Source organism: Treponema sp. UBA7567, from assembly GCF_002476655.1.
GTDB lineage: Bacteria > Spirochaetota > Spirochaetia > Treponematales > Treponemataceae > Treponema_D.
In genome coordinates this window covers 51,018-74,788 of the sequence record NZ_DLLH01000037.1, presented here as the reverse complement: position 1 = coordinate 74,788, position 23,771 = coordinate 51,018, and the positions used below count along the sequence as shown (strand labels likewise).

General features: G+C 36.3%; 17 protein-coding genes and 1 pseudogene. 2 read left to right on the top strand and 16 right to left on the bottom strand.

Translation table 11 applies throughout. From position 1 onward, the window contains the following. Nucleotides 1-46: 46 nt before the first annotated feature. Together B3Y13_RS04595 and B3Y13_RS04590 are read right to left on the bottom strand one after the other, a co-directional pair. Entirely contained in the window at nucleotides 47-2,992 is a 2,946-nt protein-coding gene (locus B3Y13_RS04595) for a tetratricopeptide repeat protein (RefSeq protein WP_296692952.1), read from the bottom strand. Nucleotides 2,993-3,020: 28 nt separating this feature from the next. Further along, nucleotides 3,021-4,412, bottom strand: a complete 1,392-nt coding sequence (locus B3Y13_RS04590; RefSeq protein ID WP_296667008.1) for a hypothetical protein — start codon at nucleotides 4,410-4,412, stop codon at nucleotides 3,021-3,023. Nucleotides 4,413-4,948: 536 nt separating this feature from the next. On the opposite strand from B3Y13_RS04590, the gene B3Y13_RS04585 reads away from it, so the two are divergent. After that, nucleotides 4,949-6,514, top strand: a complete 1,566-nt coding sequence (locus tag B3Y13_RS04585; RefSeq protein WP_296669090.1) for a UxaA family hydrolase — start codon at nucleotides 4,949-4,951, stop codon at nucleotides 6,512-6,514. Between the two features lie 67 nt (nucleotides 6,515-6,581). Here B3Y13_RS04585 and B3Y13_RS04580 read toward each other — a convergent pair whose 3' ends face one another. From B3Y13_RS04580 to B3Y13_RS04570, 3 genes are read right to left on the bottom strand one after another with little or no spacing between them, the layout of a single operon-like run. Next, nucleotides 6,582-7,169 carry a GNAT family N-acetyltransferase gene (locus tag B3Y13_RS04580; RefSeq protein WP_296669088.1) on the bottom strand — a complete coding sequence of 196 codons (588 nt, stop codon included), beginning with the start codon at nucleotides 7,167-7,169 and terminating at the stop codon, nucleotides 6,582-6,584. Continuing rightward, complete coding sequence (locus B3Y13_RS04575) at nucleotides 7,159-10,650, bottom strand: UvrD-helicase domain-containing protein (protein ID WP_296692947.1); 3,492 nt, start codon at nucleotides 10,648-10,650, stop codon at nucleotides 7,159-7,161. The genes B3Y13_RS04580 and B3Y13_RS04575 overlap by 11 nt, the downstream gene beginning before the upstream one ends. Before the next feature lie 11 nt (nucleotides 10,651-10,661). Next, a complete protein-coding gene (locus B3Y13_RS04570) occupies nucleotides 10,662-13,532 on the bottom strand; it encodes a PD-(D/E)XK nuclease family protein (RefSeq protein WP_296692944.1) in 2,871 nt (956 codons plus the stop codon). A gap of 386 nt (nucleotides 13,533-13,918) precedes the next feature. On the opposite strand from B3Y13_RS04570, the gene uxaC reads away from it, so the two are divergent. After that, the gene (gene uxaC / locus B3Y13_RS04565) at nucleotides 13,919-15,328 is read left to right on the top strand and encodes a glucuronate isomerase (protein WP_296667146.1); all 1,410 of its coding nucleotides are present in this window, start codon (nucleotides 13,919-13,921) and stop codon (nucleotides 15,326-15,328) included. A gap of 107 nt (nucleotides 15,329-15,435) precedes the next feature. On the opposite strand, the gene B3Y13_RS04560 is transcribed toward uxaC, so the two are convergent. From B3Y13_RS04560 to B3Y13_RS04510, 11 genes and pseudogenes are all read right to left on the bottom strand, one after another. Beyond that, nucleotides 15,436-16,182 (bottom strand): putative ABC transporter permease, encoded by a 747-nt coding sequence (locus tag B3Y13_RS04560; protein ID WP_296016171.1) that lies wholly within the window; start codon nucleotides 16,180-16,182, stop codon nucleotides 15,436-15,438. Between the two features lie 312 nt (nucleotides 16,183-16,494). Next, the gene (locus B3Y13_RS04555; protein ID WP_349675704.1) at nucleotides 16,495-17,529 is read right to left on the bottom strand and encodes a peptidylprolyl isomerase; all 1,035 of its coding nucleotides are present in this window, start codon (nucleotides 17,527-17,529) and stop codon (nucleotides 16,495-16,497) included. 15 nt (nucleotides 17,530-17,544) lie between these two features. Then, nucleotides 17,545-18,348, bottom strand: coding sequence for a DUF6675 family protein (locus B3Y13_RS04550; RefSeq protein WP_296667149.1), 804 nt, complete (start codon nucleotides 18,346-18,348; stop codon nucleotides 17,545-17,547). Next, nucleotides 18,348-19,055 carry an RNA-binding cell elongation regulator Jag/EloR gene (gene jag / locus B3Y13_RS04545; protein ID WP_296016149.1) on the bottom strand — a complete coding sequence of 236 codons (708 nt, stop codon included), beginning with the start codon at nucleotides 19,053-19,055 and terminating at the stop codon, nucleotides 18,348-18,350. The genes B3Y13_RS04550 and jag overlap by 1 nt, the downstream gene beginning before the upstream one ends. A gap of 111 nt (nucleotides 19,056-19,166) precedes the next feature. Further along, nucleotides 19,167-20,897 (bottom strand): membrane protein insertase YidC, encoded by a 1,731-nt coding sequence (yidC, locus tag B3Y13_RS04540; protein WP_296667152.1) that lies wholly within the window; start codon nucleotides 20,895-20,897, stop codon nucleotides 19,167-19,169. A gap of 38 nt (nucleotides 20,898-20,935) precedes the next feature. Further along, complete coding sequence (gene yidD, locus B3Y13_RS04535) at nucleotides 20,936-21,157, bottom strand: membrane protein insertion efficiency factor YidD (RefSeq protein WP_296016138.1); 222 nt, start codon at nucleotides 21,155-21,157, stop codon at nucleotides 20,936-20,938. Then, nucleotides 21,139-21,522: a ribonuclease P protein component gene (gene rnpA, locus B3Y13_RS04530; protein WP_273066294.1), complete on the bottom strand. Its 384-nt coding sequence runs from the start codon at nucleotides 21,520-21,522 to the stop codon at nucleotides 21,139-21,141. The genes yidD and rnpA overlap by 19 nt, the downstream gene beginning before the upstream one ends. A gap of 11 nt (nucleotides 21,523-21,533) precedes the next feature. After that, nucleotides 21,534-21,689, bottom strand: coding sequence for a 50S ribosomal protein L34 (gene rpmH / locus B3Y13_RS04525; RefSeq protein WP_078931603.1), 156 nt, complete (start codon nucleotides 21,687-21,689; stop codon nucleotides 21,534-21,536). Nucleotides 21,690-21,775: 86 nt separating this feature from the next. Continuing rightward, entirely contained in the window at nucleotides 21,776-22,318 is a 543-nt protein-coding gene (locus B3Y13_RS04520; RefSeq protein ID WP_296016114.1) for a DciA family protein, read from the bottom strand. Further along, nucleotides 22,305-23,405 (bottom strand): DNA replication/repair protein RecF, encoded by a 1,101-nt coding sequence (recF, locus tag B3Y13_RS04515; RefSeq protein ID WP_296667155.1) that lies wholly within the window; start codon nucleotides 23,403-23,405, stop codon nucleotides 22,305-22,307. Before recF ends, B3Y13_RS04520 begins: the two co-directional genes overlap by 14 nt. An 8-nt stretch (nucleotides 23,406-23,413) precedes the next feature. After that, nucleotides 23,414-23,771 (bottom strand): annotated as a pseudogene (locus B3Y13_RS04510) (DNA polymerase III subunit beta); the annotation flags it as partial.

Genomic DNA, 23,771 nt, shown 5'->3' with positions numbered 1-23,771 from the left:
CAGTTAAATTCGGTTATTTTTTTTAGCAAGGATTTTACTTGCCTAATCAGTTTTCTTTAAGATTTACAATTCGCTGAACATCGGCAGCATACTGGCTTTTTGGATACAGATTTATAAGAACTTTTGCCGTAGAAAGGGCATCTGCCTTTTTTCCAGCCGCATCAAACGCTTCTGCCGCGCCGTAAAGCGAACGCTCGGCAATTTCGCTGTTTCCGCATTTCCGTCCAAATTCCGCCGCAGACAAAAACATATCTGCCGCTTCGTCATTTTTATTCTGTGATCTCAAAATATCTGCCAGAAGAACAGCATTTTTTCCGGCAAGTTCAATTTCATCATCGTTGTTTTTTTGAATTTCAAAAAGCTCCCGTGCAAGGCTTTCCGCCATTTTTTGCTGCGGCTTTTCAAAATAAATTTTTGCAAGCTCAGTGCCGATTTTTCGTCCATTTTTTGTTTTGCTTCCGCCGGCACTTTCAAATTCCTGTTCTTTTTCGAAAATTTCCCTGTCCGCGCCAGAGCTCAAAGCCTGCAATTCCCGTTTTAAGCTGGAAATTCCGTCTTTTTCCGCCTGGTTTCCATATTCAAGAAGCATTTTGTCTGCAATTTTTAAGGCTTGTGAATATTTTTTCTGCGAACGATAAATGTCAATCAGTTTTTTTTCAGAATCATATTTATAGGAAGAATTTTCCGGCTTTTCGACAATTTCCATAAAATAAAGCGATGATTTTTCTATTCTGCCAATTTTAAAAAGGCTGTCCGCTTCAAAATAAAGCGCCGCAGGATAAAATTTCCCAGACTGATATTTTTTTAGGTAAATTTCAAAGAGCTGGACTGATTTTTCATAATTTTCGTTTACATAAAAAAGTTCGCCGCGACGGAAAACTGACTCTTCTGCAAGAAAACCGGCATTTTTCTCTTCTGAAAGCTCGGAATAAGTCTTATCTGCCTGAACAAAATCTTTATTTTGAACAAAAAATTGGGCCATCAAGTAACGGCATTCAAAGCCAAAACTGTTTTTTTCGGAAGAATAAGATTTTAAAAGTTTTATAGCTTCATCATATTTTTTTGAGTCTGAATAAATTCCAGCAAGCAAGAGCACGGATTCATTTTTTTGCTCCTGATTTTTAGAAGAAGAAAGCGCGTTTCTGGCATTTTTTTCCGCTTCCGGATAATTTTGAATTTGAGCGGCGCATTTTGCCGCTGTTGCCAAAGCCTGGAAATTCAGGGCATTTTCCCCGCTGTTTTTTACAAAACTTTCCAAATTTTCAAGGGCATTTTTGTATTTTCCGAGCTGGTACTGACAGTACCCAAGATAAAATTTTGCCAGATTTGAATATTTTGAATCAAATTTTTTATCAGAAATCGATTCTTCAAAATATTTTTCCGCTTCCTGCCAATTTTTCTGGTTAAAAAGCGCAAGAGCCTTCATGTAATCCGACTCGCTTCCATGCGCATTTTCTGCCTCTTCAACAGTAGAAATCAAGTGTCCGGCATTTAAAAGCGTGCGGATATAATCAAGCCTTCCGTCGTTATCAAGAAAACCTTTTTTTGAGAGCGCATAAAAAATTGAATCTGCATCGGACGACCTTCCCATTTTTGCAAAAATTTTAGCTTTTAGAAATAGAAATTCATCATCAGAATAGTTTTCGGAATTTAAAAAATCCAACGCCCCCTCATAATTTTTGAGGGAATATTGTGAAAGAGCCGCCCAATAAACCAGAGTTTTTTTTGCCGCGGAAGAATTTTCGCTCAAAATCTGGGATTGAGCGTTTTTTAAGGAATTTTCCCAATCTTCAGAAAGCCCAAAATACCGGGTTTTTGCCGCAATCGCATCCGAATAATAAAACTTTTCTTTTTCAAAACCGCATTCATTCCAGCCGGAATTTATTATTTCCAAAGAATTTTTTGCAGCCGTTTTTAGATCTTCTTTTGAAGTCAAAAAACTTATTTCGGCAGAATAAAGCAAAGCAAGCTGTTTTAACTGAGCTGAATTATTTTTTTCGGCATTTTTAAAATACGAAAGCGATTTTTCATATTTTTTTGAATTGAACGCATCGATTGCAAGCCGTGTCCAAAATTCACTGACGAGCTCCGGTTTTTCTTTTTTTAAAAGTTCCGCCTTTTCAATAACTTCGGCAGGATCTTTTTTTATTTGATTTTGATGGGCACTAGAAAGAAGATACGCTTTTTGCATTGCAAGGGCGGCAAGACTTGAAGGTCCTTCTGTCAAAACTTTCACGTAACAGTCATAGCAGGCAGAAAATTTTCCAAGATTTTCAAGCGCCTGGCCATAAGCAAGAAGAATTCTGTATTTTGCTTCTTGCGAAAAAACAAATTTTTCAATTTGTCCAAGTTTTTCAAGCTGAACAAAATATTCTTCGCACTTTTTAAAATTTCCAGCGAGAACACAGTTTTCAAAAAAATTTACGCACGCTTCTTCGTATTCTCCAGCCGAAAATTTCTTTCCGTTTTGAACCGCATATTCAAAACACTCTGCCGCTGCCTCAAAATTTTTTAAGCGGACAAGAGTTTTTCCAGAATACAAAATTGCCTGAGAATAAACAGAAGTTTTTTCCAGCCCCGCATTTTTTAAGATTTCCGCGCTTTTATAAAAATACGGCAAAGCGGCTTCGTTTTTGTTCAACTCAAAAAGACCGCGCCCAGTCCAAAAACAACGGGCCGAATTAAGCTCAGGACTGTTTTTTGCAGATTTTTCGGCGTCAGAAAGAATTTCAAGAGAATCTTTTATTCTTCCCATTTTAAAAAGACTTTCGCCTTTAAAAACCATAGCTTTTGCTTCGTAAACCGATTTTGACTCTGAATTCAAAATCTGGTCTGCATAAAGCACAACTCCCGGATAAAATCCGCTGTCATAAGCATCTTGCATTTGAAAAGCCAGCGAAGATTCGCTTTGAGCAAAAGAAACTGCTCCTGCAAAAACGCAAAACAACGCTCCAAAAACTATTTTTTTTTCAATTTTTTTCAATTTTTTCATAAAATCACTTATTTCAAAAAAATATTTTTTATTGCAAATAAAAATTATTTTCAGTCAAAACCCTGGAAAGATGGACAAAGCTTCCCTTATATTTATTGGCAAACTGTCTTAAAGTAAGTTCCTTTCCATTTTCAAAAATTACACAGTTAAACCGTCCGTTTTTGTCATAAAACGGAAAAATAACCGCGCAACGGTCGAATGCAAAAATTTCAGAATCAGACAGATTTTTATCATGCAAAGGACGTTTTATTGCCGCAAGATAGCAGTAAGTCGGTTCAGTCGAAGCAAGCGCAAAAAGAAGAGGTCTTAGCTTTTCAATCTGATAACCTGAATTTTTAAGATAGCCGGCAGTCTGAGTAATTCCGCGGTCTGTAACTTCGGACGCAAAAGGCTCAAGAGTCACGTCAACGCCAGAATTTTTCCATAGATAATTTCTCTGAGATTTTACAGAAAGAACCGCAGCCGCAAGATTTCTGCACCAATCAAGCGAAAAAGAAAGATTGTAATTTTGAGATATTATGCTTTTTTTGCCGGTCTTATTTTCTTCGGAAGTCGGAATAACAAGAGGATTTCGATAAAGAAAACTTCCGGTTACAGGCTCAACAAGACCATCGCAAATCCATTTTAAAAATCCGGCATCGTCCACAACAACAGGATTTTCGATTTTTCCAGAAGTTTTTTCGATTTCTTCAAAATCAATTTTCCGCTCTTTGCCAGACGAAATAAAAATCGGCTTTCCATTTTCGTCGTAACAACTGTCCGGACAATAAACAACTCTTTCAAGATTTTTGCGAATTGCCGCAATCATCTTCAATTTTGACTCAAACTGTCCCTGCTGGCGGTCTGCATATTTCCACGGAAGAATATTTTCGGTCAAAGAAAAAATCTGCTCAAAAGAAAGCGTATAAAGCTTTTCAAACGGAATTCCTAAAGGAACAGAGCGGGCGGCGTAAAGTCCGGAAATTACAAAATCTGACAGAGTTTTTGCTCCAGACGGTGCAAACTGCACAAATTCATCGCTGTCTTGTGAAAAGTAAATTCTCAAAAAAAGAGGCTTTGAGGTTTTTGAATCCTTTACAAGAACCCAGCCTCCGCACGAATCCCCGGCAAAATTGTCAACAGTCCGTTTTTCTACGCCTTTTTCCGTAAAAATCTCAGTTTCGAGCAAAGATTTTGGAGCAACAACAACTGCAAAAGTCGAGTCAGTTTCTTCCATTCTAATCTGGAATTCCTGGCCGATAGCGTTTTTTTCAATTTCTGATTTTTTCTCACGAAGCTGGCCCAAACCGCAAAAAAACCAGGACTCGGCCTTTGCGCGCCGAATTTCAGCAGAATCGGGAATATTGAGCCTGTTAAAATCTGCAAAAGCACAAAGCCCCGCAAAAAAAACAAATATGCAGCCAAAAATTTTTCTATTCATTATAAAAAAATAACACGAAAAGCAAAAAAGTTACATAGACAAAATATAACGATAATGGGTGCGTGCCGTAAAAACGGCACCGGGCTTTGCAGGGTTCCGCGCCTTACGCGCTCCATTGCCGCGCAACGCGCTCCGCGCGCCCTTCCAATCCCTCGCACAGTAATTTAAGTGTCATTCCTGTGCCGCGGCATTGCGATGTTTACGCAGTAAACTCAGTCAGGAACCTGTTGGAAATTTTCAATAGATTATCGGGTCAAGCCCGATAATGACAGTAAAACTCGAAATTAAGGTTACACAACTTTTTTTGCCTCAGGCTATGGAGCAGTGGCGGCGGATTAAAAAAACGCACTAGCGATGTGCAGGGTGCGAAGCAGACGGCATTTTTGCCGGCCGGAGCGAATAGCGCAGCCCGGAACGTAGCGCCGCCTTTTGGCGGAGTGCCCGAATTTTGATAATGACTTTTTGCTTATAAAATGATAGATTTTCAGAACGCACGTAACTTAATTGTTTAATTTTAGGTCACTTTTGGGGGTACTATGAGCAAAATCGCTATTAGAATTAATTCGGCTGACATTGTAGCTGTCGCGCTTCAGCCGCTGGCAAAAGGCACGGAAGTTATTCTTGAAGCTTCTGGAAATGCGCCGGAAACTAAAGTAACTCTTACAGAGGATATTACAGCCGGTCATAAATTCGCTATCCGCGACATAAAAAAAGACGAGCCTGTCATAAAATACGGATATCCGATTGGCGCTGCTACTCAGGATATTCCTGCTGGAAGCCATGTTCACACACACAACATTCACACCTTGCTTTCTGAAAAATTTGAATACACTTATAACGAAGAAAACGCAAAAGCTGCTTACGAAAAATGGTACAAGGAAACTGAGGACTTGCGCAAAAATGTTCCTTCTGTAAACGTTTACAAACGCGCAGACGGCCGCATTGGTATTCGCAACGAAATTTGGATTGTTCCGCTTGTTGGCTGTGTTAATAAAATTTCTGAACGCCTTGCAACCTGGGCAAATGCAAAATTTTTTGACGGCGAAGAGCCAAAGCCAAATACAAATGGCGGTCTTGAAGGAATTTTTGCCTGGACTCATCCTTATGGCTGTTCCCAGATGGGTGGCGACAAAGAAACTACCGCAAAAATTTTGGCAGATTTAGTTCATCACCCGAATGCCGGCGGCGTTCTTGTTGTTTCCCTCGGCTGTGAAGAAAACAATATTCCTTATTTTAAGGAATTTTTGGGCGAATATGATGAAAACCGCGTAAAATTTATGACAACTCAGCAGACAGAAGATGAGCTTTCGGCTGGAAAAGAACTGATTACTGAACTTGTAAAATATGTTGGCCAGTTTAAGCGCGAGTCTGTTCCTCTTTCAGAAGTTGTTCTTGGAATGAAGTGCGGCGGTTCGGACGGAATGTCTGGAATTACGGCAAATGCTTTGATTGGCCGGGTTTGCGATGCTATGACAGGAATGGGCGGCCGCGTAATGCTCACTGAAGTTCCAGAAATGTTTGGCGCTGAGCAAATGCTTATGAACCGCTGTGTTGATAAAAAACGCTTTGACGAAACTGTAAATCTTATTAACGGATTTAAAGATTATTATGCCCGCCACAATCAGGTTTGCTACGAAAATCCAAGTCCAGGAAACAAAGCCGGCGGAATTACAACGCTCGAAGACAAATCTTTGGGTTGTGTTCAGAAAGGCGGAAAAGCGCCTGTTACAGGGGTTCTCAAATATGGGGAGCGTCTGACAGAAAAAGGCCTTACTCTTCTTGAAGGTCCTGGCAACGACATTGTTTCTACAACAGATATGACTGCTGCTGGAGCAAACATTATTCTATTCTCTACTGGACGCGGAACTCCTCTCGGCGCTCCTGTTCCAACTGTAAAAATTGCAACAAATCATCCTCTCGCAGAAAAAAAATCTGACTGGATTGATTTTGACGCGGCACGCCTTTTAGACGAGCCAAGCGACAAAGTTCGCGATTCTCTCCTTGAATTGATTTGCGATATTTGTTCTGGAAAAAAACAGACAAAGAACGAAATCAACGGTTACCGCGAAATTGCAATCTTTAAAGACGGTGTAACTCTGTAATTTTTAATTTTTATTGAATAACCAAACTGCCTGAAAAGTATAAATTTACTTTTCAGGCTTTTTTTATTTAAAGTTGTTCGAGCAAAGCACTAAATGGAATTGTTTTTTTCTGAGAACTTTTGTGTTCTCCTAAATGTTTTTCCATCCAAACCATGCTGTACCAGCGGTCAAATTTGTATCCGCAGTCTTTAAAAATCCCTATCATTCGGTAATTCATTTTTTCGTGGAACTTTACACTGGCGTTTGTAAGAAATTCATCTTCTCGTTCTGTATAGGCAATACAAGCATAACAATTTAAAATATTTTGTTTTTTAAGAAGAAATTCGAGTTTTTTAAGCAAAATTCCGCCAATGCCCATCTTTCTGTATCCATTTTTTACATAAATTGACGTTTCTATTGACCAATCGTACGCAGCCCGGGATTTCAATTCTCCAGCATAAGCATATCCCAAAATTTCGTCTTCTGGAGAAACTGCAATCAAATACGGATACTTTTTAAGAGTTTTTTCGATTCGAGCGCGAAATTCCTGCAGAGTCGGAGTTTCAATTTCAAAGCTAATTGCCGTATTTTCAACATAAAACTTATAAATTTCTAAAAGTTCGGCTGCATTTTCCGGAGAAGCAACCTTTATTTTTATATTTTCTTTAATACTCATAAATATTCTCGTTCAAACATAGATTTTCCGGCAAAACTTCAATTTCTTTTCCAAAACGCAAATAAAACAAAAAAGTTCTTATTTTTTCTTCTGGAACTGACAGCATTTGAGAAACTGCGCGTCTATAACAGGCCAATTGCGAATAATAAATTTCCGGACGAATTTCCTGGTTTGTTTTGTAATCAACAACAAAAAAATTTTCATCCTTTTCTTTAAAAACCAAATCAATTACACCAGACAAAATCTTTTCTCCAAACCGGCTTTTAAACTCAAATTCTTCTTTTCGCCAGACTGAATTCAGCGCTTTTTTTCCAAGATCTGAATTCAAAAATTCTTTCGTCATTTGCTCACAAATTTTTTCAACTTTCTTAATATCGCCCGTGCTATTTTCCAATCCGGAAACGTCCTGATTATTATACGGAACTTTTATTTCCTCTCCGTAAAATTTCAGCGCATTTTCGAGATAAGAATGTGCGATTGTACCAAAATTGTTAAAGTCAAAATTCTTGTGTCTTTCAATAATTTCATTTATTTCGGCAAATGGCAAATTCGTCCGGTTTTTGTTTTCAAGAGATTTTCTAAATTCATCTTTTTCGGCTTCTTCGTAAAGTTTGCTCGGAGAAACATAAATTTTTTCAACTTGATCTTTTTTTAGAATTTGCGAACTTTCGTAAGGACTTTGTTTTGAAAGCGCTTTTACAAAGTCAATTTTTGCTTTTTGAGTATTCGGGCGTTTTTGTTCCGAAAAAACTTCGCCTTGAGAAAAAGGTTTAATTATTTCAATTTTAGAAAAAGGCGAGGCTTCTTGATAATTTGAATTTCCACTTTCGTCCTTTTTACTGTAAAAATCGATAACTGGAGCAAGAACTTTATAAATTGAATCGGCATTTTTTGTTCCGCCTGGCAAATATTCTTCAACATCTTTTGGAACTTCGTAACTGCTGTTTGTAATAAAAATTTCGTCTTCCGCGCGAGTTAGGGCAACATAAGTCAGACGACGCATTTCCGCACATTCTTTTAATTCATTTTCGTTTTTTGCGAGAGTATAAAAATAGTTTTTTGAATCTTTAAAATACGTCGGAGTATTAAGCGCAAAACCAAATTTTGAGCTGTAATAAACAGGAACCGTGCTTTTTTCGTTTACAGAACCTCGTTGAGTGTCGCAAATAAAGACGATTTTAAATTCAAGACCTTTGCTTTTGTGAACCGTCATAATATGAACGCCTTCTGATTTTTCGACAGGAACATTTATTTCAAGTTTTGACTTTTCTTCTTCGTATTCAAACAAATAATCGACAAAACTGGCAAGATTTAAATTCTTTTCATCGCCTTCGCGGGCAAGCGCAAACAAAAGGTCGTAAAGTTTTTCGTACATTTTGACAGTTTCGTTCCACATTGTTTCAAACCGATAACCAAATTCATACCAGAGTTTTGAAACAGTTTTTGCAAGTGAATTTTCTTTTGCAAATTCCTTAACTTCCTCATAAAATTTTGCGGCATTCTTAAAACGAATCAAAGAATCTTCCTGCAAAATTTCTGCACTTTCGTCAGAAAAAACATCCTGCTTTAAGGAAAGAACCGCTTCCGTTTCCGTCACTGTTAAATTTACAAAAGGGGAACTCAAAACTTTTCCGTATGCCATTCTGTCGTCAGAATATGCACAAAGCTTTAAATAAGCGGCAATGTCGCTAACTGGCCCGTCAGAAAAAAATCCTTTTAAGGTTTCTGTGTTGTACGGAATTCCATGACGCAAAAATGCGCGTTCAAAAACAGCTTGTTTTGAATATGACCTGAGCAAAATCGCCATATCCGAAAAATCATACCCTTCGCCGTGCTTTTCAGCAATTTTTTGAGCAACCCATTCGGCTTCGGCAAAAGTTCCGGTAAAAAATCCATTTGGAGCTTCGGTATTTTTTTCGTAAAAAGCAAGATTTACTCTTCTTTTTGAATTTTCATTTTTTTCTTCGATTTCGAGTTTTTTTTCGTCTGGCAAAACAGAATGATAAATTGCCTCGTAAGGCGGAATTTCGTAATTATTTTTTTGCTGACGTTCGTTAAAAAAAACAGACGGCGGAGTTACCGCAAATTCAACATTTTTTGCATTTTGACCAGAATACAAATCGCCTCCAAAAATCGTATTAAATGCAGAAATCAATTTTGGATTTGAACGATGGTTTGTGTACATTTGCAAAGTTCCATCAGAAAAATCTTTTGCAAGATTATTAAAAACTTCAACATCTGCGCCACGAAAGCGATAAATACTCTGTTTTTCGTCGCCAACAAAAAACAATTTTTCTTTTTCAAGCTCTTCAACCGACGGAACGCCTTTTTCCATTCTTTCTTTTTTTTCTGCCAAAAGAAAAAGCATATTGCGCTGATCCAGGTTATTGTCCTGAAATTCATCAATCATAATTGCTTTATATTTTTCTTTTTCCATGGCACGAATTTCCGGATAATCGCAAAGAATCTGCAATGCCATATTAGAAACGTCGGCAAAAGTCAGACAGTTTGATGAGCGTTTTACATTCATTACAATTTCTTGAAATTCTTCCAGAAGAGGCAAAATTTTTTCCAAATATGGAATTCCGTAAATATAATTTGCAAGCGAAAGCAAATCGCTTTTTGCAGAGCGAAATAAATCAATATTTTCCTTAAGCAAATCAACTTCTGCCGATTTTACCCTCGGTTTTGAATAATTTATTCCGTTTATTTTTTCTGCATATTCTTTTATTAACGAAAAATTTTGAGTTTCGATGTTTTCGTCCGTAATTTCTACAATTTCTGGAGAAACATTTTTATTTTTTTCTTTTATATACGATTCAAACGACTTGCTTTCCCGGTTTCCCGAAAATTCATCTTCAAAACTTTCAATTTCGTTCAAAATTTCTGAAATTTTATGAACTGTTTTATTCCATTCCTGAACAATTTTTGCAAACTGCTTTTTAAAATCCTCACGAAAATCTATGGGATTTGCAATTTTTGAATGGACAAGAATCGGTTCAACAAAGAGTTTGTCTGCAACCGCCTCGTAATCTTGAACTTTTATAAACTCTTTTAAAGTTTCATTGTCGCGATGTTCGAGCAAAAAGGGCAGGGCTTTTGCCTTTACCTGAGTTTTTATGCTTTCATCATCTTGAACAAAATCTGGACTTATTCCGTAAAAACGGCAGCCAAGTTTTGCGACGCTATTACAATAACTGTCCAAAGTTTTTATATTCGCCTTATAAAAATTCGCAGCCTGTTCGGGCGCTTCATTTTTTAAGACGTTGTAAATTCTCGATGACATTTCGACCGTAGCTTTTTTTGTAAAAGTCAAAGTCAAAATCTGCTCAACGTTGTATTTGTATTTTTTTATCAAATTCAAATATCGGAGCGAAAGAACTGTCGTTTTTCCAGAACCTGCTCCAGCTGCAACTACAGTATTTTTTATTGAATCAATTGCTTTTTGCTGTTCTGGCAACATTTTTTTTATATCAGCCATTTTTTCCTCCGTTATTCGTGTTTTCCGACGTTAAAAGTTTTTCGGCAGATTGAATTGTATTCGCAGGCAGAACATTTTTCGTAATTCTGAACTTTTTCATTCAATCTAAAATCGCCAATTCTGATTCGCTGAACATAATTTTTTACAAATTCAATAACTTTTTCTGTAGTTTTTTTGAATTTTTCGCAATCTGGAATTTCCTTTTTTGAATTTGCCCGTCTTTGCATTTCGTAACCAAAAACCGGCCAAACCTTTGCTTCGTTTATGCTAAAAAACGCCGCATTTTGAATGCAAATATTTTTCTGCTTTTCCATAAGCCAAGTATAAGCCGGCATTTGAAAATCTGGTAACTTCTGTTCTTCAAGCGGCAAATTTTCGTTTATTTCGGCAGATTGAAGATTTTCGCCTTCTTCAGAAGTTTCAAATTCCTCTTCCGCAAAATACAAATTTTTTGGAACCGCTGAATCAGAATTTTTAAAATCGACCAAATAATACTGTCCATTTTCGCAATCTTTTAAAAGACAGTCGATTCTGCCGTTAAAAGTAAAATTAAATTCTTCGTCTTGAATCCGAAGCTCGCCTTCGCAATCGTCGACTTCGCAATTATTAAAAATTTTTGTAAATTCTTTTATGAAATTTAAAATTGTTCTTTTTATTGCAGGTCGCGTAGTTTTTAAAAGTTCCTTTTTTAAGAAGCAATTTTTTTCGTTTCCTTCTCCGTCAAAATTTATTGCTTCCGTAATTGCGTTTTCAAGAATTTGTTCGTATTTTTCTTCAAGTTTATCTTTTTCAATTTCCAGATGAAAACCATTGCTTTTGAGCGTTTTTAAGTAAATTTCAAGAATTTTATGATACAAATTTCCAGCAGCATATCTGTCGAGCAAAACCGCAGCCTTGTCCTGTTCTTTTAAATTCATTTCACGGCAGGCAAAAAGCCATTTTCTCGGACAATCGTAAAATTTTGAAAGCAAACTTTTTGAAACATAAATTGAATTCTGGCTTGCGTTTTCGGCTGATTTTGAATTTAATTCTTTCACGGCATCGGCTGCTTTTTCCTGCAAAACTGGTACGATTTTTTGAAAATTCATCCAGTTTTTAAAACTTTTTGACTGAATTTCTGTGATTTTTGAAGGAAATTCACAATCTTCGCTTCCAATAAACCATTCTTTTTCTAAATTATATGGATTTTCCGAAAAAAGAACTTTTTCATTTTTTTCTTTTCTCAAATCGTTCATTTTTAAATAACTCACCGGCTGAGCATAAGCGTCGAGAGTTCTTTCTGCACACGTAAAATATGCTGATTCTTTTAAACTGTTAAGCTGATAAAGTCGCACAAATTTGTCAGAAACGTTCGATTCGTCGCGATTTAAAAGCTTTTTACGCTTATTTTCGTTCAAAAAAGAAAAATCCTTATAAGAAACATTTAGCGAAGCCTGGCTCGAATCAATAATCAAATGACAGTCAAACGGAGCACAGGCCGCCGTCTTATACTCATAAATTTGAACGCCAAATTCAGAAGCCTGTTCAAGATACTTTTTATTTTCAAGTTGTTCCGCAAAAAAATTAAACGGAGATGGAACTGCGCAGTCATATTGATTTTCAAGATCAATCAAAGCTCCAAGTTCAGAAACGCATCTTCCAAGAATTTTATTTGCGCTGTCGCTGCAATTTTCCATATCAAAAAATTTATTTCTAAACTCAAAATAAGCGGTTCGAATCGAATTGAAGTTTTTTGCCTGATTGAATTTTTTTAGATAAGCTTTAAGTGAATTATAAAAATTCTCAACTTCAAAATCTTTATATTTTACATCGCAAAAAGATTTTTCCCAAACATCTATTTTTTCGCCACCGTAAACATAACTGCAAATACAGTGATTTTCCTGGCCAAAAGCAATCAATTTTTGAGCAGTCTCCGGATTTTTCCACGGAAGAGAGTCGTTTAAGAGCAGTTTTTTTATTGAATCGTAACTGTTTTTTGAATTTATACATTCTTTTATTTGATTGAATAAATTTCCGGCAGGAGTTCCGCTCAAAGGCCGCGAAAATCTTAATACATGCGGAATTTCCATAAGTTCAAGCTCGCGGTCAATATACGAACCATAAAGTTCCATATCTGGAACGCTAATTGCCATTGATTGCCAATCAATTTTTTTTTGATGATGAAGTTCAAAAATTTTATTTGCAATGTTTTTGAGCTCTACGCGCGAATTGTTAAAAAATTTTACTTCGCTTTTATGAAAATTGTTTTCTTCAGAAAAATCAGGAACATTTACAAGAGTAATAAATTCTTTTGTTGATTCGAGAATAAATTTGTATTCTTCCCAGTCCGAATTGATTTCTGGAAAAAATATAAAATAATGCTTTCCATTGCTTTTAAAAGGCGGTTTTTCCCAGGCTGGATCAAAAAATCCATATTTATTTAAGGATTCTGTGTATTTTTCGTAAAGAATGAGCAAATCTTCGTCTTCGGAATCTTTTTGTAATGAATTTTTTTCAAAATACTCTTTCCACATTCCAAGTTTTGGCAAAATCGAAGCAATCCAGGCGCTAAAACTTTCCGCAGTTTTTGAATACTTTTCTGAAATTAAACTCTTAAAAAAAGGTTTTTCGGCATTTTTTTCAATCAACCTCGAAACAAAAATTTGTCGCATTGTCGAAGGAACAGAAATTTTATTTTGATTTTCGCCTCTTACGGCTTCGCCTTTAAATTTGTCCCATGCCAAAAATCTTTCGAGAGCAACTGCCTGACAATCCGTAACAAAAATTGAACGGTCTGCCCAAAGAGATGCCGCAATTTCCGTAGGAAAAACAAAAACTGTATCTTGATTTTTAATATTTTCTTTTAAGATTTTTTCAACTATGTTTTCTGAAATTTCTGCCATTTTTATTATGCCAACCTTTTGTTCAAAAGAATTTAAATTATACTACGATTTTTGTAATCGCGAAACAGAAAAACTTACGCCGGATGCGCAAGGCGCAAGTTTTTGGCGGCGGTTGAAGTTTTTGTACGAGCTAAAAACACGTTGATAAAGGTTGAGCCGTCAAAAATGGAGCAAAACGGAACCTGAAGCAGCCGGGTTTTAAGAAAATGTTTCGCAATAAAAAAAATTATTTTTTTGGAGAATATGCCGTCCAAAATTTTCATAATTTTTTTTTAGAAAAAATTCATTTTTGTTTGTCTCGTGTACAATTTTCTAAAATCGTACTAAAATATTAGTGATTGTGATTCTAAAATTTGGAATCGTAAAATTATTTTTTGGAGTTAGATATGAAAAAATTCATGGACAAAAACTTCTTGCTGGACACAAAAACAGCACAAAAACTTTTTGAAGCCTGCAAAGACGAACCACTTTGGGACTATCACTGTCATCTTATTCCAGCTCAGATCGCTGAAAACAAAAAATTTAAGAACCTTACAGAAATTTGGCTCGGAGGCGACCACTACAAATGGCGCCAGATGAGAACTTACGGAATCACAGAAGACTACATCACTGGCGACAAGCCGGACTACGAGAAATTCCTTAAATGGGCAGAGACAATCGAGCATCTTATCGGAAATCCTCTTTATCACTGGACACATCTCGAACTCCAGCGTTATTTTGGAATTTACGAGCCTCTCACAGTCGAGTCCGCTCCGCGCATTTGGGAAAAAGCAAACGCGATGCTTCAGACAGATGAGCTTTCTGTAAAAGGAATCTTCAAGAAATTTCACGTTTACGCTGTAGGAACAACAGACGACCCGATTGATTCTCTTGAATATCACAAGGCAATAGCCGCAGGAACAGCACCAATCGGAAAAATCGAGACTCACGTTCGCCCGTCTTACCGTCCGGACAAAGCACTCAACATCAATCTTCCGACATACAAAGACTACATCGCAAAGCTTTCTGAAGTTTCAGGAATCAACATCAAGACTTCTGACGATGTGATTGAAGCCCTCATTAAACGCCTTGACTACTTCATTGAGAACGGCTGCCGCGCTTCTGACCACGCTCTTGAGTATCCGCCATGCAAAGTTGACACAGATGCTAACATCGACGCAGTAGTTGCGCGCGCTCTCAACGGCGAAGTTATTTCAGAGGCTGAATCTGAGGCTTACAAGACAAAGGTTCTCGTTGCTCTCGGACGCGCTTACGAGCAGAGAGGAATCGTTCAGCAGTGGCATATGAACGCAATCCGCGACAACAACAAGGCAATGTTCAAAAAGCTCGGTCCTGACACAGGATTTGACGGCTCTCACGACAAGCCAATCGCAGAAAATCTCGCAGGACTTCTTTCTTTGATTGAAGCTGCGGGCGGCACACCAAAGACAATTCTCTACACGCTCAACCCTAAAGACTACTATTCTATCGGAACAATCATGGGCTGCTTCCAGGGAAGCGGAGTCAAGGGAAAAATCCAGCTCGGCTCAGGATGGTGGTTCTGCGACCACAAAGACGGAATGGAACAGCAGATTAAGGTTCTCGGAAACCTCGGCATGATTCCAGCTTTCGTCGGAATGTTGACAGACTCACGCTCATTCCTCTCTTATTCACGCCACGAGTATTTCAGAAGAATTCTCTGCAATATCATTGGAACTTGGGTTGAAAACGGCGAATATCCAAACGATATGGAAATGCTCACAAAAATTGTGAAAGACATTTCGTTCGGAAACGCTCTCAACTACTTTGGAAAATAAAATTTCTAAAGCCCTTAGTAAAATGAGCTAACGTTTGTTAGTAAATAACTGCTAAAACAAAAGCCTTTGCACAAAGTTCTTAGAACCAGCGCAAAGGCTTTTTTAATCTATTTTTGCTTTTCAAACTTCTTTTTTTCAAGTTCAAACCTTTCTTTAAGTTTTTCAACAGCTTCTTTTAATTCCAGAGATTCAGATTTTGTAGACATCCAGAAGTGTATTTTTTCTTTATTTTCTTCGCTCGCTTTTCTAATCTGTTGCTGTAAATTTTCCAGCCGGACTATAAATTTACTTTCCTTTGCAAATTTTCTAATTTTTGTCATAAGATTTAGCGAATAAACAACATCAACCGTAAAAACGCCGTAAAAAAATCCAATCACCATGCAAAAAGTCAAATGATTTGTAAACCAGGCAAGCCACGACAAAATTCTCGGATGAATAAAAAAATAGTAAGCTGCGCTTAAAATCCACCAAAAAACAGTATAAAGAGGGCATATTATTCCCTGAATATTTCCCCAGCAATTTGAATAATCCCAAAGTTTAATCTTCATTCCTTTTATAAAAATCAAGCCGGCAATATATTCAAAAAGCGTAATGCAAAACGCCATAAGAACAAAAAGCAGAATTTTTCTCGCAAATGCGTTTTCCACAAAACTTACATCAATAAAACTCAACAAAAACAAAATTGTAAGCGAAAAACCATAAAGCGGCAAATAAGGGCCAATCAAAAATCCCGGATTAATCCATTTTTTTTCAGGATTATTGCTGCTAAAAAAACGTCGCCAGATAACTTCAATTCCCCAGCCAATAAGACTTCCAGCAAAAAATAAAAACTCAACAATTAAAAATACACTCATTTTTCTAAAATACTCAAGTTTTGTTTTATAGTCAATTTTTTTATTTTTTTGGACGGCATTTCCCTAAAAAATAAAAACCAGCCGTCAGTGCCTTTTTTTTCTCAAAAACCGGCTGCTTCAGGTTCCGCCTTTGCTGCATTTTTGGCGGCTTATCGCCGCCAAAAACTTACGCCTTGCGCATCCGGCGTAAACTTTATTTTTCCACAAAATTTCAATTAAAAACTACAAATTTTGCAAAAAAAAGTCCGTTCAATTCAAACGAATCAAACAGACTTTCTACTATCTATCGTTAGTTTAACTAACGTTTGTTAATTATCTTGCTCTTACAACTTCAATATCAAATGCAATATAAGCACCGCCAGGAATTACTCCAGGATAACCTTGATCGCCATAAGCAAAATCTGAAGGAATTACAACAGTTCTTTTTTCGCCAAGTGACATATCTTGAACCATAATATCAAATCCTGGAATCATCTGTCCGCTTGCTGTAACAAATTCCAAAGGACCGCGTCCAGCTGACTGATCGAATACACGTCCGTCAACCAAATATCCTTTGTATTCGCAGGCAACGTTTTTACGTCCGCCAATTTTTACACCGTTTCCGGCTTTTGTTATTTTCCAATAAATTCCGTTTGCATCAACTGCAAAACCTGGGAAATTCTTTTCAACTTCTGCAATTTTTTTTGCATTTGCAACTTTTTTTGCTTCTGCTGCCTTTGCTTTTACTTCGCCTTCAAGCTTGTCAAAATCTGCCTGAGTAGCAGTAAAATTCTTTGCTTTTTCTCCCTGACGAACGATAGTTACTTTTTCAATTTTATCATCCTGTTTTATAGCATTTACAACTTTCTGACTGTCAGCGTTTACAACTTGTCCAAAAATTGTATGTTTTCCGTTTAGCCAAGTCGTAGGAACATGCGTAATAAAAAATTGAGAACCGTTTGTTCCTGGGCCGGCGTTAGCCATTGCAAGATAACCAGGCTTGTCAAAAGTCAAATCGTCAAAACATTCATCTGCAAAACGATAACCTGGACCGCCTCTTCCTGTTCCTTCTGGATCTCCGCCCTGAATCATAAAATCTGCAATTACACGGTGAAATTTCAATCCATCGTAAAAATGTTTTCCTTTGCAAACATCCAGAGTTCCTTCAGAAAGACCAACAAAGTTTGTTACTGTCAAAGGTGTTTTTTCATAAAAAAGCTCAAGAACAATTGAACCTTTTGAAGTTTCCATTATTGCAAAAACACCGTCTTTACCTTCAATAGCTTTTAATTCTTTATCCATTGTTTTACATCCTCCAAAACTGATTGTTAAAAAGCAAAATATTGCCGCAAAAAATCTAGTTTTCATAAATTTTTCTCCCAATTAAAATTGCAATGTAAACCAGTTGTAAATTGCATCGATTCTATTTGCAAGTGATTTTTGAATTCTCTCTCCCAAAAGAGGAACTTTTTTGTGCCTAGCAAAAAGAACCATATAAACAATGAACGAATCTCCATTGTCAATTACAACCATATTTATTTTTACATTTTCAGGATTAAGAGCTTTTACAAAAGCATAAGTCCAGCTTTCTGCATTTGTCAAAAAAAATCCAATTTCACGTTCGGTTTGCACATATTCAAGAGAATAAACACTTTTTCCAAATGAATTGTCTTCCAAAAACGCAAAAATTTTCAAGCCGTCAGCAGAACCTTCAAGCACATCTGGCAAAGGCTCATTTTTTTCTTTTACAGACTTGCAAACATAAGCCTGATGATAAAGAGTCTCCCAACGCTGATCTCCATTTGAAAAATATTGCATTCCTTTCATTTTGGAAATCGAACGCACAATTTTAGAAACCCTATCCATCGAAATTTCTGCATTTTCAGGATTTGAACTTTTTTCTTTTAATTCTTCCTTGCTTATTAAAAACAAGTTTTCAGAAACTAAATTTGGATTTTCAGAAAGATTCCATGCATTTGCAGCACGTTTACAAAATTCTGTATCCGGAGTAAGAGAAAGTTCAAAACCATCTTTAGACTGAATTAAATGTTTTATAGAGCCTTTTTCTTTTAATTCTTCATAAATTTCATCTTTTAAAACAGTATTCTGTTCCTGACAAAAAATTTGTCCAAAAAAAAGAAAAAATAAACCTATAAACAAAAAATTCCGTCTATTCATCAAATTCATTAAAAAGTTTGTCCTTTAAAAATTACACGAACCTGTTTGTAAAGTCCTTCGCCTTCGCTGATTGTTTCAACTTCTGGAACATCGTTGAGAGTAGTGTGAATCAAACGGCGTTCAAAAGGATTCATTGGTTCAAGCAAAACCGATTTGTGTGTTGAGCGAACTTTGTCTGCCGTGTTGTAAGCAAGATGAACAAGATTTTCTTCACGGCGAACGCGATAATTTTCTGTATCGAGAATTACACGTACATCTTCACGTCCAAGATGTCCTGCATAAACGTTTGCAAGCAACTGAAGAGCATCAAGATTTTTACCACGGCGGCCAATCAAAATCGAAGAAGCTTCAGAAGTAAGTTTAATCCCAATTTTTTTGTCTTCGCGGAAAGAAATTTGAACTGCGGCTTCATATCCCATTTTAGAAATTATTTCGTTTACAAAATCAATAAGTTTCTGTTCAAAATCATCCTGCGCAAGCGGATTTGTAACAGTTCTTTTTGCAACATTTTCAGGGTCGTAAGAACGTCCGCTGTCAGAATTTACATTCGTTTCTTTTACAGGCGTAATGCGAATTTTTACGTAGCCTGCTTTAAAAAGCGATTTTTTCTGTGTTTCAACAATTTCTACATCAAATTCATCACGTTCAAGACCAAGTTCGGCGGCAGCTTTTTCAATAGCTTCTTTTTCATTTTTTCCTTCAAATTCGTAATTCATTTATTTCTCCATAAAAAGTTCAAAGTGCTTACTGGATGTGAAAAATTCTTCGAATTAATTCCACATCCAATAAAAAAACATCTCCAAAAAAAATCAGAGACGTTTTTTAAATTATTTTTTTATTTTTGCGTTGATAAACAACTGCTGTCCAAGCTGAATCAAGTTGCTGACTGTCCAGTAAAGCAAAAGTCCAGACGGAGCATTGTAGAACAGGAAGAAGAACAAAATCGGCATACCGTACATCATCATCTTCATCTGCATAGCACTCTGACCGGCAGTAGTTCCACCGTTTTGTGTAATTTTTCCAAACAAAAGCTGACTGATTACATAAATTACCGGCAAAATTCTGATTTGATTTCCAAGGAAAGGCAAATTGAATTTCAATGTTGCCACATGGTCACCAGCACTCAAATCGCTAATCCATCCAGGAATAAAACTTGCTCCACGGAATTCAAAATAATTGTTGAACAAGTTGTACATTGCAAACAAAATTACGAACTGGAAAAGCATTGGCAAACATCCAGAAAGAGGATTATAACCAATTTCTTTATAAAGTTTCATTGTCTGCTCGTTGAGTTTTTGAGGATTATCTCTGTACTTTTCCTGCAAAGCCTGCATTTTTGGCTGCAAAGCCTGCATTTTTACAGTACTTTTTGCAGTTTTAGCTGTAATAGGGAACATTGCAAACTTCAAAATTGCTGTAACAATTATGATCGAAACACCCCAGTTATGAACAAGCTTATTTATCATTTCCAGTAAGAATTTTAGGACAATTTCAAGCCAGCTTAAAAATCCACTTGTCTGAATGCTGTTGTCAAAACGAACTCCATCAAGTTTCCAAACGTTGTTTTCCGGTACATTATAAATTCTCAAATCTTTTTCGTTGCGAGGTCCAACATAAACATAATATGTATCGTTAGAACCATTTGCATCTACAGCTTTACGAGAAACAATTGCCTGAGCATTTGTTTTATCTTTTAAATCAGTTTTTGAAGAATAGGTAACTTTACTGTTCATTGAAGAACTATCAGAAGGGCAGAGCAAAACTTCAAAATATTTTCCTGCCATCGAAATCCAGTTCCATTCTTTTTCGTAAGATTTTGTCTGGTTTGTACCAAGAATAATTCTTTTTTTATTTTTGCCGTTGTATGAAATAAACTGACGATTTTCGTAGCGATTAACTTTTGGATTGTAAAACGGTCCCATCTGAGGAGAAGTTCTCAAAGAATAACTTGAACCATTTAAATCCAAGCCCTGAAAATTTTCTCCAGGGGCAACTGTAACATCAAGCTTAAAAACATAATCGTTTGGATTAAAGGTGTATGTTTTTACAAGTGTAAATTCACCTTTAGAGCCGTCCGGATTATTTACAACATAATTTTTGAAAAATCCGATTTTATTTTCATCAATTTTTTTAGAAACAAAAATATCGTTTATGATTGAATTTTCAGCGCCGCCGACAGAAACCGCAAATGCACGGTTAGAATCGGTAATATTATCTGCCATCTGAATAAAACCATTTGTATCTGAATCGATATGGTCTTTTAATTCATAACCGACAATGTCACCGCCACGATTTGTAAAAGTAACTTTTACTTTATTTGTTTCGACTATGAAATTTTCTTCTGCAAGAGAATCCGAATTCTGTGAATTTACAATGCCAATTTTTTCAGGAATATTTTTTTCAATATTTTCTGAATTTTCAGCGGCAACTTCAATAGCAGTAGTTTCATTTTTCTGAGTTACAGGCTGTGGCTTTGGCATAAAATAAGTCTGCAAAAAGAAAAATCCAATCAAAACAACAGACGAAAGGCCAATTGCCCACGCAGTATTTTTTTCCATTGTTTTTCTCCGGAAATTTTATTTTCTATTTTTTTTAGTTATGGAACTGGATCGTAACCGCCCCTAAATAAAGGATTGCATTTAAAAATCCTTTTTACAGTAAGACAACAACCCTTAAAAGCACCATGTTTTTTTAACGCCAAAAGTGCATATTCTGAGCAACTTGGATAAAATCTACAGCATTTCGGAAATAGTGGCGAAATACAAAGCCTGTAAACTTTTATAAAAAAAGACAAAAATTTTACAACGAAATTTCGCATTCTTTTAAAAGCCCAGCTTTTTTACATAATGTTTGAAATTGATCACACCGCGAGTGGAACGAATCTTTTTCGGCAGGAGGATACACTAAAAAAAGCATATCATAGCCAGTGTTCAGGTATGATTTTAGATTTCTAAAGATTTCTCGGCTAAACCGCTTTGCACGGTTACGTTCAACAGCATTACCAAAACCACGGGGAAGAGGAAATCCAATTCTATTGAATTTCAAGTTGTTGGGAAGGTAAAACAATTTCGCCCCAACAACGCTTACTCTTTTCCCGTTTTTAAACAGATTCTTGAATTCTGAAGCACGTTTTATTCTTTCATCGAAAGTAAAACGCCTAGACTCTGACAAGACTGTTTTCATTTTTAAAAGAATTAGTATTTATTCTTTTCGTCAGCTACAGAAAGCTTTGAACGACCCTTTGCACGACGACGGGCAAGAACTGCACGTCCACCGCGAGTTGCCATGCGAGCACGGAATCCGAATTTTCTATTTCTTTTAACTTTACTTGGTTGATATGTTCTTAACATGGGAACATTCTCCTTATTTTACGGACACTGTTAGACAGAATCCAAATTTTAAACAAAAAAGTATAGTGCGATAGAATATAACAAATTTAATTGCTATTAGTCAACATATCGTTTTTTATATCGTCGAACATTTTTTGAATTTCCGACGGTAACTCTTTTTTCTGACCAGAATTTTTATAAACAAAGCCTTTTTTTTCAAGTTCTTTTTGTTCTCTGTTTATTCTAAATTCTTCGGCATTCCGCTGTTTTTCTTCATCAATTTTCCGATGAATTTTTGAAATTTCTGCATTTGTACCAGCTAGACGAAAGGCGAGGGTTTCAATTTTAATCTCTGGAATTTTCATCTTGAAACCTTTTAAGATATATTTTTTATAATTTCCAAGCATTTGAATCCAACCGGGATGATCCGCTTCCACAAGCAAAATTCCGTTTTTTAAATCGATTACATGCGAATGGCTCGCCATATTTTTTCCAATATTTTCTCCGTTTATGCTATTCGATCTTATTGATTCAACAATCTGCGTCCACAAATTTGAAATTTTATTTCCCTGTCGAACTTGTTCCGGATCAATATTCTTCATAATTCTTAAAACCATATCGGAAGCTTTTATAAAATTACTGTCGTTCATTCCAAATTCCTCCGTTGATTTCAAAAATCTTTGTTCCTTCCTTCATATATCTTTCGTAAGGTTCGCCAGGCAAAAATGTACAGAAAAGTTGATCATATTCCGGCAAAAGCTGAGTCACAAGCTGTCTTTTATCAGGATCCAGTTCTAAAAGAACATCGTCCATAAGCAAAATCGGTTTTTTTCCAGTTACATTTGCATAAAAAATTGCCTGTCCGATTCTAAGAAGAATTGCCAAAAGTCGTCTTTGTCCTGTAGAAGCCGTCGAAGTAAAATCAGTTCCATTTCTAAAAAACTTAATCTTGTCGCGATGAGGTCCGCTCATTGTCGTCATAACAGCTTTGTCAATTTCTATTTTTGACTGCAAAATTTCAAATGCCTTTTGCGCCGAAGGAATAATATTCAAACTGTCATCAGATTTCCAACTTGGTTCATATTTTATGGCAACCCCGTCAATTCCTGTAATTTTTTCATAAAGCTTTCCAAAAAACTGGTTAAACTGAAAAATTGTATCCCTTCGTTTTTTTTCAATTTCAATTCCATTTTGGACAAGCTGAGAGTCAAAAATTTCCAGCATTTCGTAATTTTTTTCTTTTAACGAAAAATTGCGGCTTTTTAGAATTTTTTTATAATTTCGGCTTGTGTCAATGTAGAGAACGTCGTACATCGAAAGACACTGATCAACAAAAAAACGGCGGCGTTCAGGCTCTCCAACGGCAAATTCTAAATCATCGTGGCAAAACAAGACACAAGGCATTGTATTTATCAGTTCTTTACGGTCTTTTATCCATTTTCCGTTTTTGTCGATTTTCTTTTTTCCATTTTCAAAAAAAATCGAAATATTTTCTGTTGAACCATTTTCAAGCCGATACATAGTTTTTATCGAAAAATCTGAAAAACCTTTTGTTGCAACTTCTGCATCGGCCCGAGTTCTAAAAGAATTTCCGTAAGCTGAGTAATAGATTGATTCGAGTAAATTACTTTTTCCCTGTCCATTTTCCCCGACAAAATAAATCTCCTTTGAGAGAAGATTTATCGTTGAGTTCTGAAGATTTCTGTAATTTACAAAAGAAACTGAAAGTACAGGCATCTGCCTTTTTAAGCCATCTGCATCGGCATAATAATGTGGAAATAATCTTCCGCAGGTTCTGGAAGCATTGTTACAGCTTTCATTTCGCCTGAGAATTCAAATTTTATTCTTTCAACATCCATTACACGTAAAGGCTCTTCGATATATTTGTAATTCATTGCAATTGTAATTTCATCGCCTGCAAATTCACACGGAATTTCAACTTCTGCATCTCCAGAATCAGATTCTTGTGAAGTAAGTCTTAAAACTCCAGGGCAAATGTTAAAGAAAACCCTTCCTGCTTTTTTATCAACCATGACAGCAGTTTTTTTAAGAGCTCCAATTAAATCGCTTTTCTGAACCTTAAAATTATAAGACTGAGATTCC

Coding starts and splice junctions, on each gene's coding strand:
- B3Y13_RS04595 (WP_296692952.1), bottom strand. CDS start 2,992: ATGAAAAAATTGAAAAAAATTGAAAAAAAAATAGTTTTTGGAGCGTTG.
- B3Y13_RS04590 (WP_296667008.1), bottom strand. CDS start 4,412: ATGAATAGAAAAATTTTTGGCTGCATATTTGTTTTTTTTGCGGGGCTT.
- B3Y13_RS04585 (WP_296669090.1), top strand. CDS start 4,949: ATGAGCAAAATCGCTATTAGAATTAATTCGGCTGACATTGTAGCTGTC.
- B3Y13_RS04580 (WP_296669088.1), bottom strand. CDS start 7,169: ATGAGTATTAAAGAAAATATAAAAATAAAGGTTGCTTCTCCGGAAAAT.
- B3Y13_RS04575 (WP_296692947.1), bottom strand. CDS start 10,650: ATGGCTGATATAAAAAAAATGTTGCCAGAACAGCAAAAAGCAATTGAT.
- B3Y13_RS04570 (WP_296692944.1), bottom strand. CDS start 13,532: ATGGCAGAAATTTCAGAAAACATAGTTGAAAAAATCTTAAAAGAAAAT.
- uxaC (WP_296667146.1), top strand. CDS start 13,919: ATGAAAAAATTCATGGACAAAAACTTCTTGCTGGACACAAAAACAGCA.
- B3Y13_RS04560 (WP_296016171.1), bottom strand. CDS start 16,182: ATGAGTGTATTTTTAATTGTTGAGTTTTTATTTTTTGCTGGAAGTCTT.
- B3Y13_RS04555 (WP_349675704.1), bottom strand. CDS start 17,529: ATGAAAACTAGATTTTTTGCGGCAATATTTTGCTTTTTAACAATCAGT.
- B3Y13_RS04550 (WP_296667149.1), bottom strand. CDS start 18,348: ATGAATTTGATGAATAGACGGAATTTTTTGTTTATAGGTTTATTTTTT.
- jag (WP_296016149.1), bottom strand. CDS start 19,055: ATGAATTACGAATTTGAAGGAAAAAATGAAAAAGAAGCTATTGAAAAA.
- yidC (WP_296667152.1), bottom strand. CDS start 20,897: ATGGAAAAAAATACTGCGTGGGCAATTGGCCTTTCGTCTGTTGTTTTG.
- yidD (WP_296016138.1), bottom strand. CDS start 21,157: ATGCGAAATTTCGTTGTAAAATTTTTGTCTTTTTTTATAAAAGTTTAC.
- rnpA (WP_273066294.1), bottom strand. CDS start 21,522: ATGAAAACAGTCTTGTCAGAGTCTAGGCGTTTTACTTTCGATGAAAGA.
- rpmH (WP_078931603.1), bottom strand. CDS start 21,689: ATGTTAAGAACATATCAACCAAGTAAAGTTAAAAGAAATAGAAAATTC.
- B3Y13_RS04520 (WP_296016114.1), bottom strand. CDS start 22,318: ATGAACGACAGTAATTTTATAAAAGCTTCCGATATGGTTTTAAGAATT.
- recF (WP_296667155.1), bottom strand. CDS start 23,405: ATGCCTGTACTTTCAGTTTCTTTTGTAAATTACAGAAATCTTCAGAAC.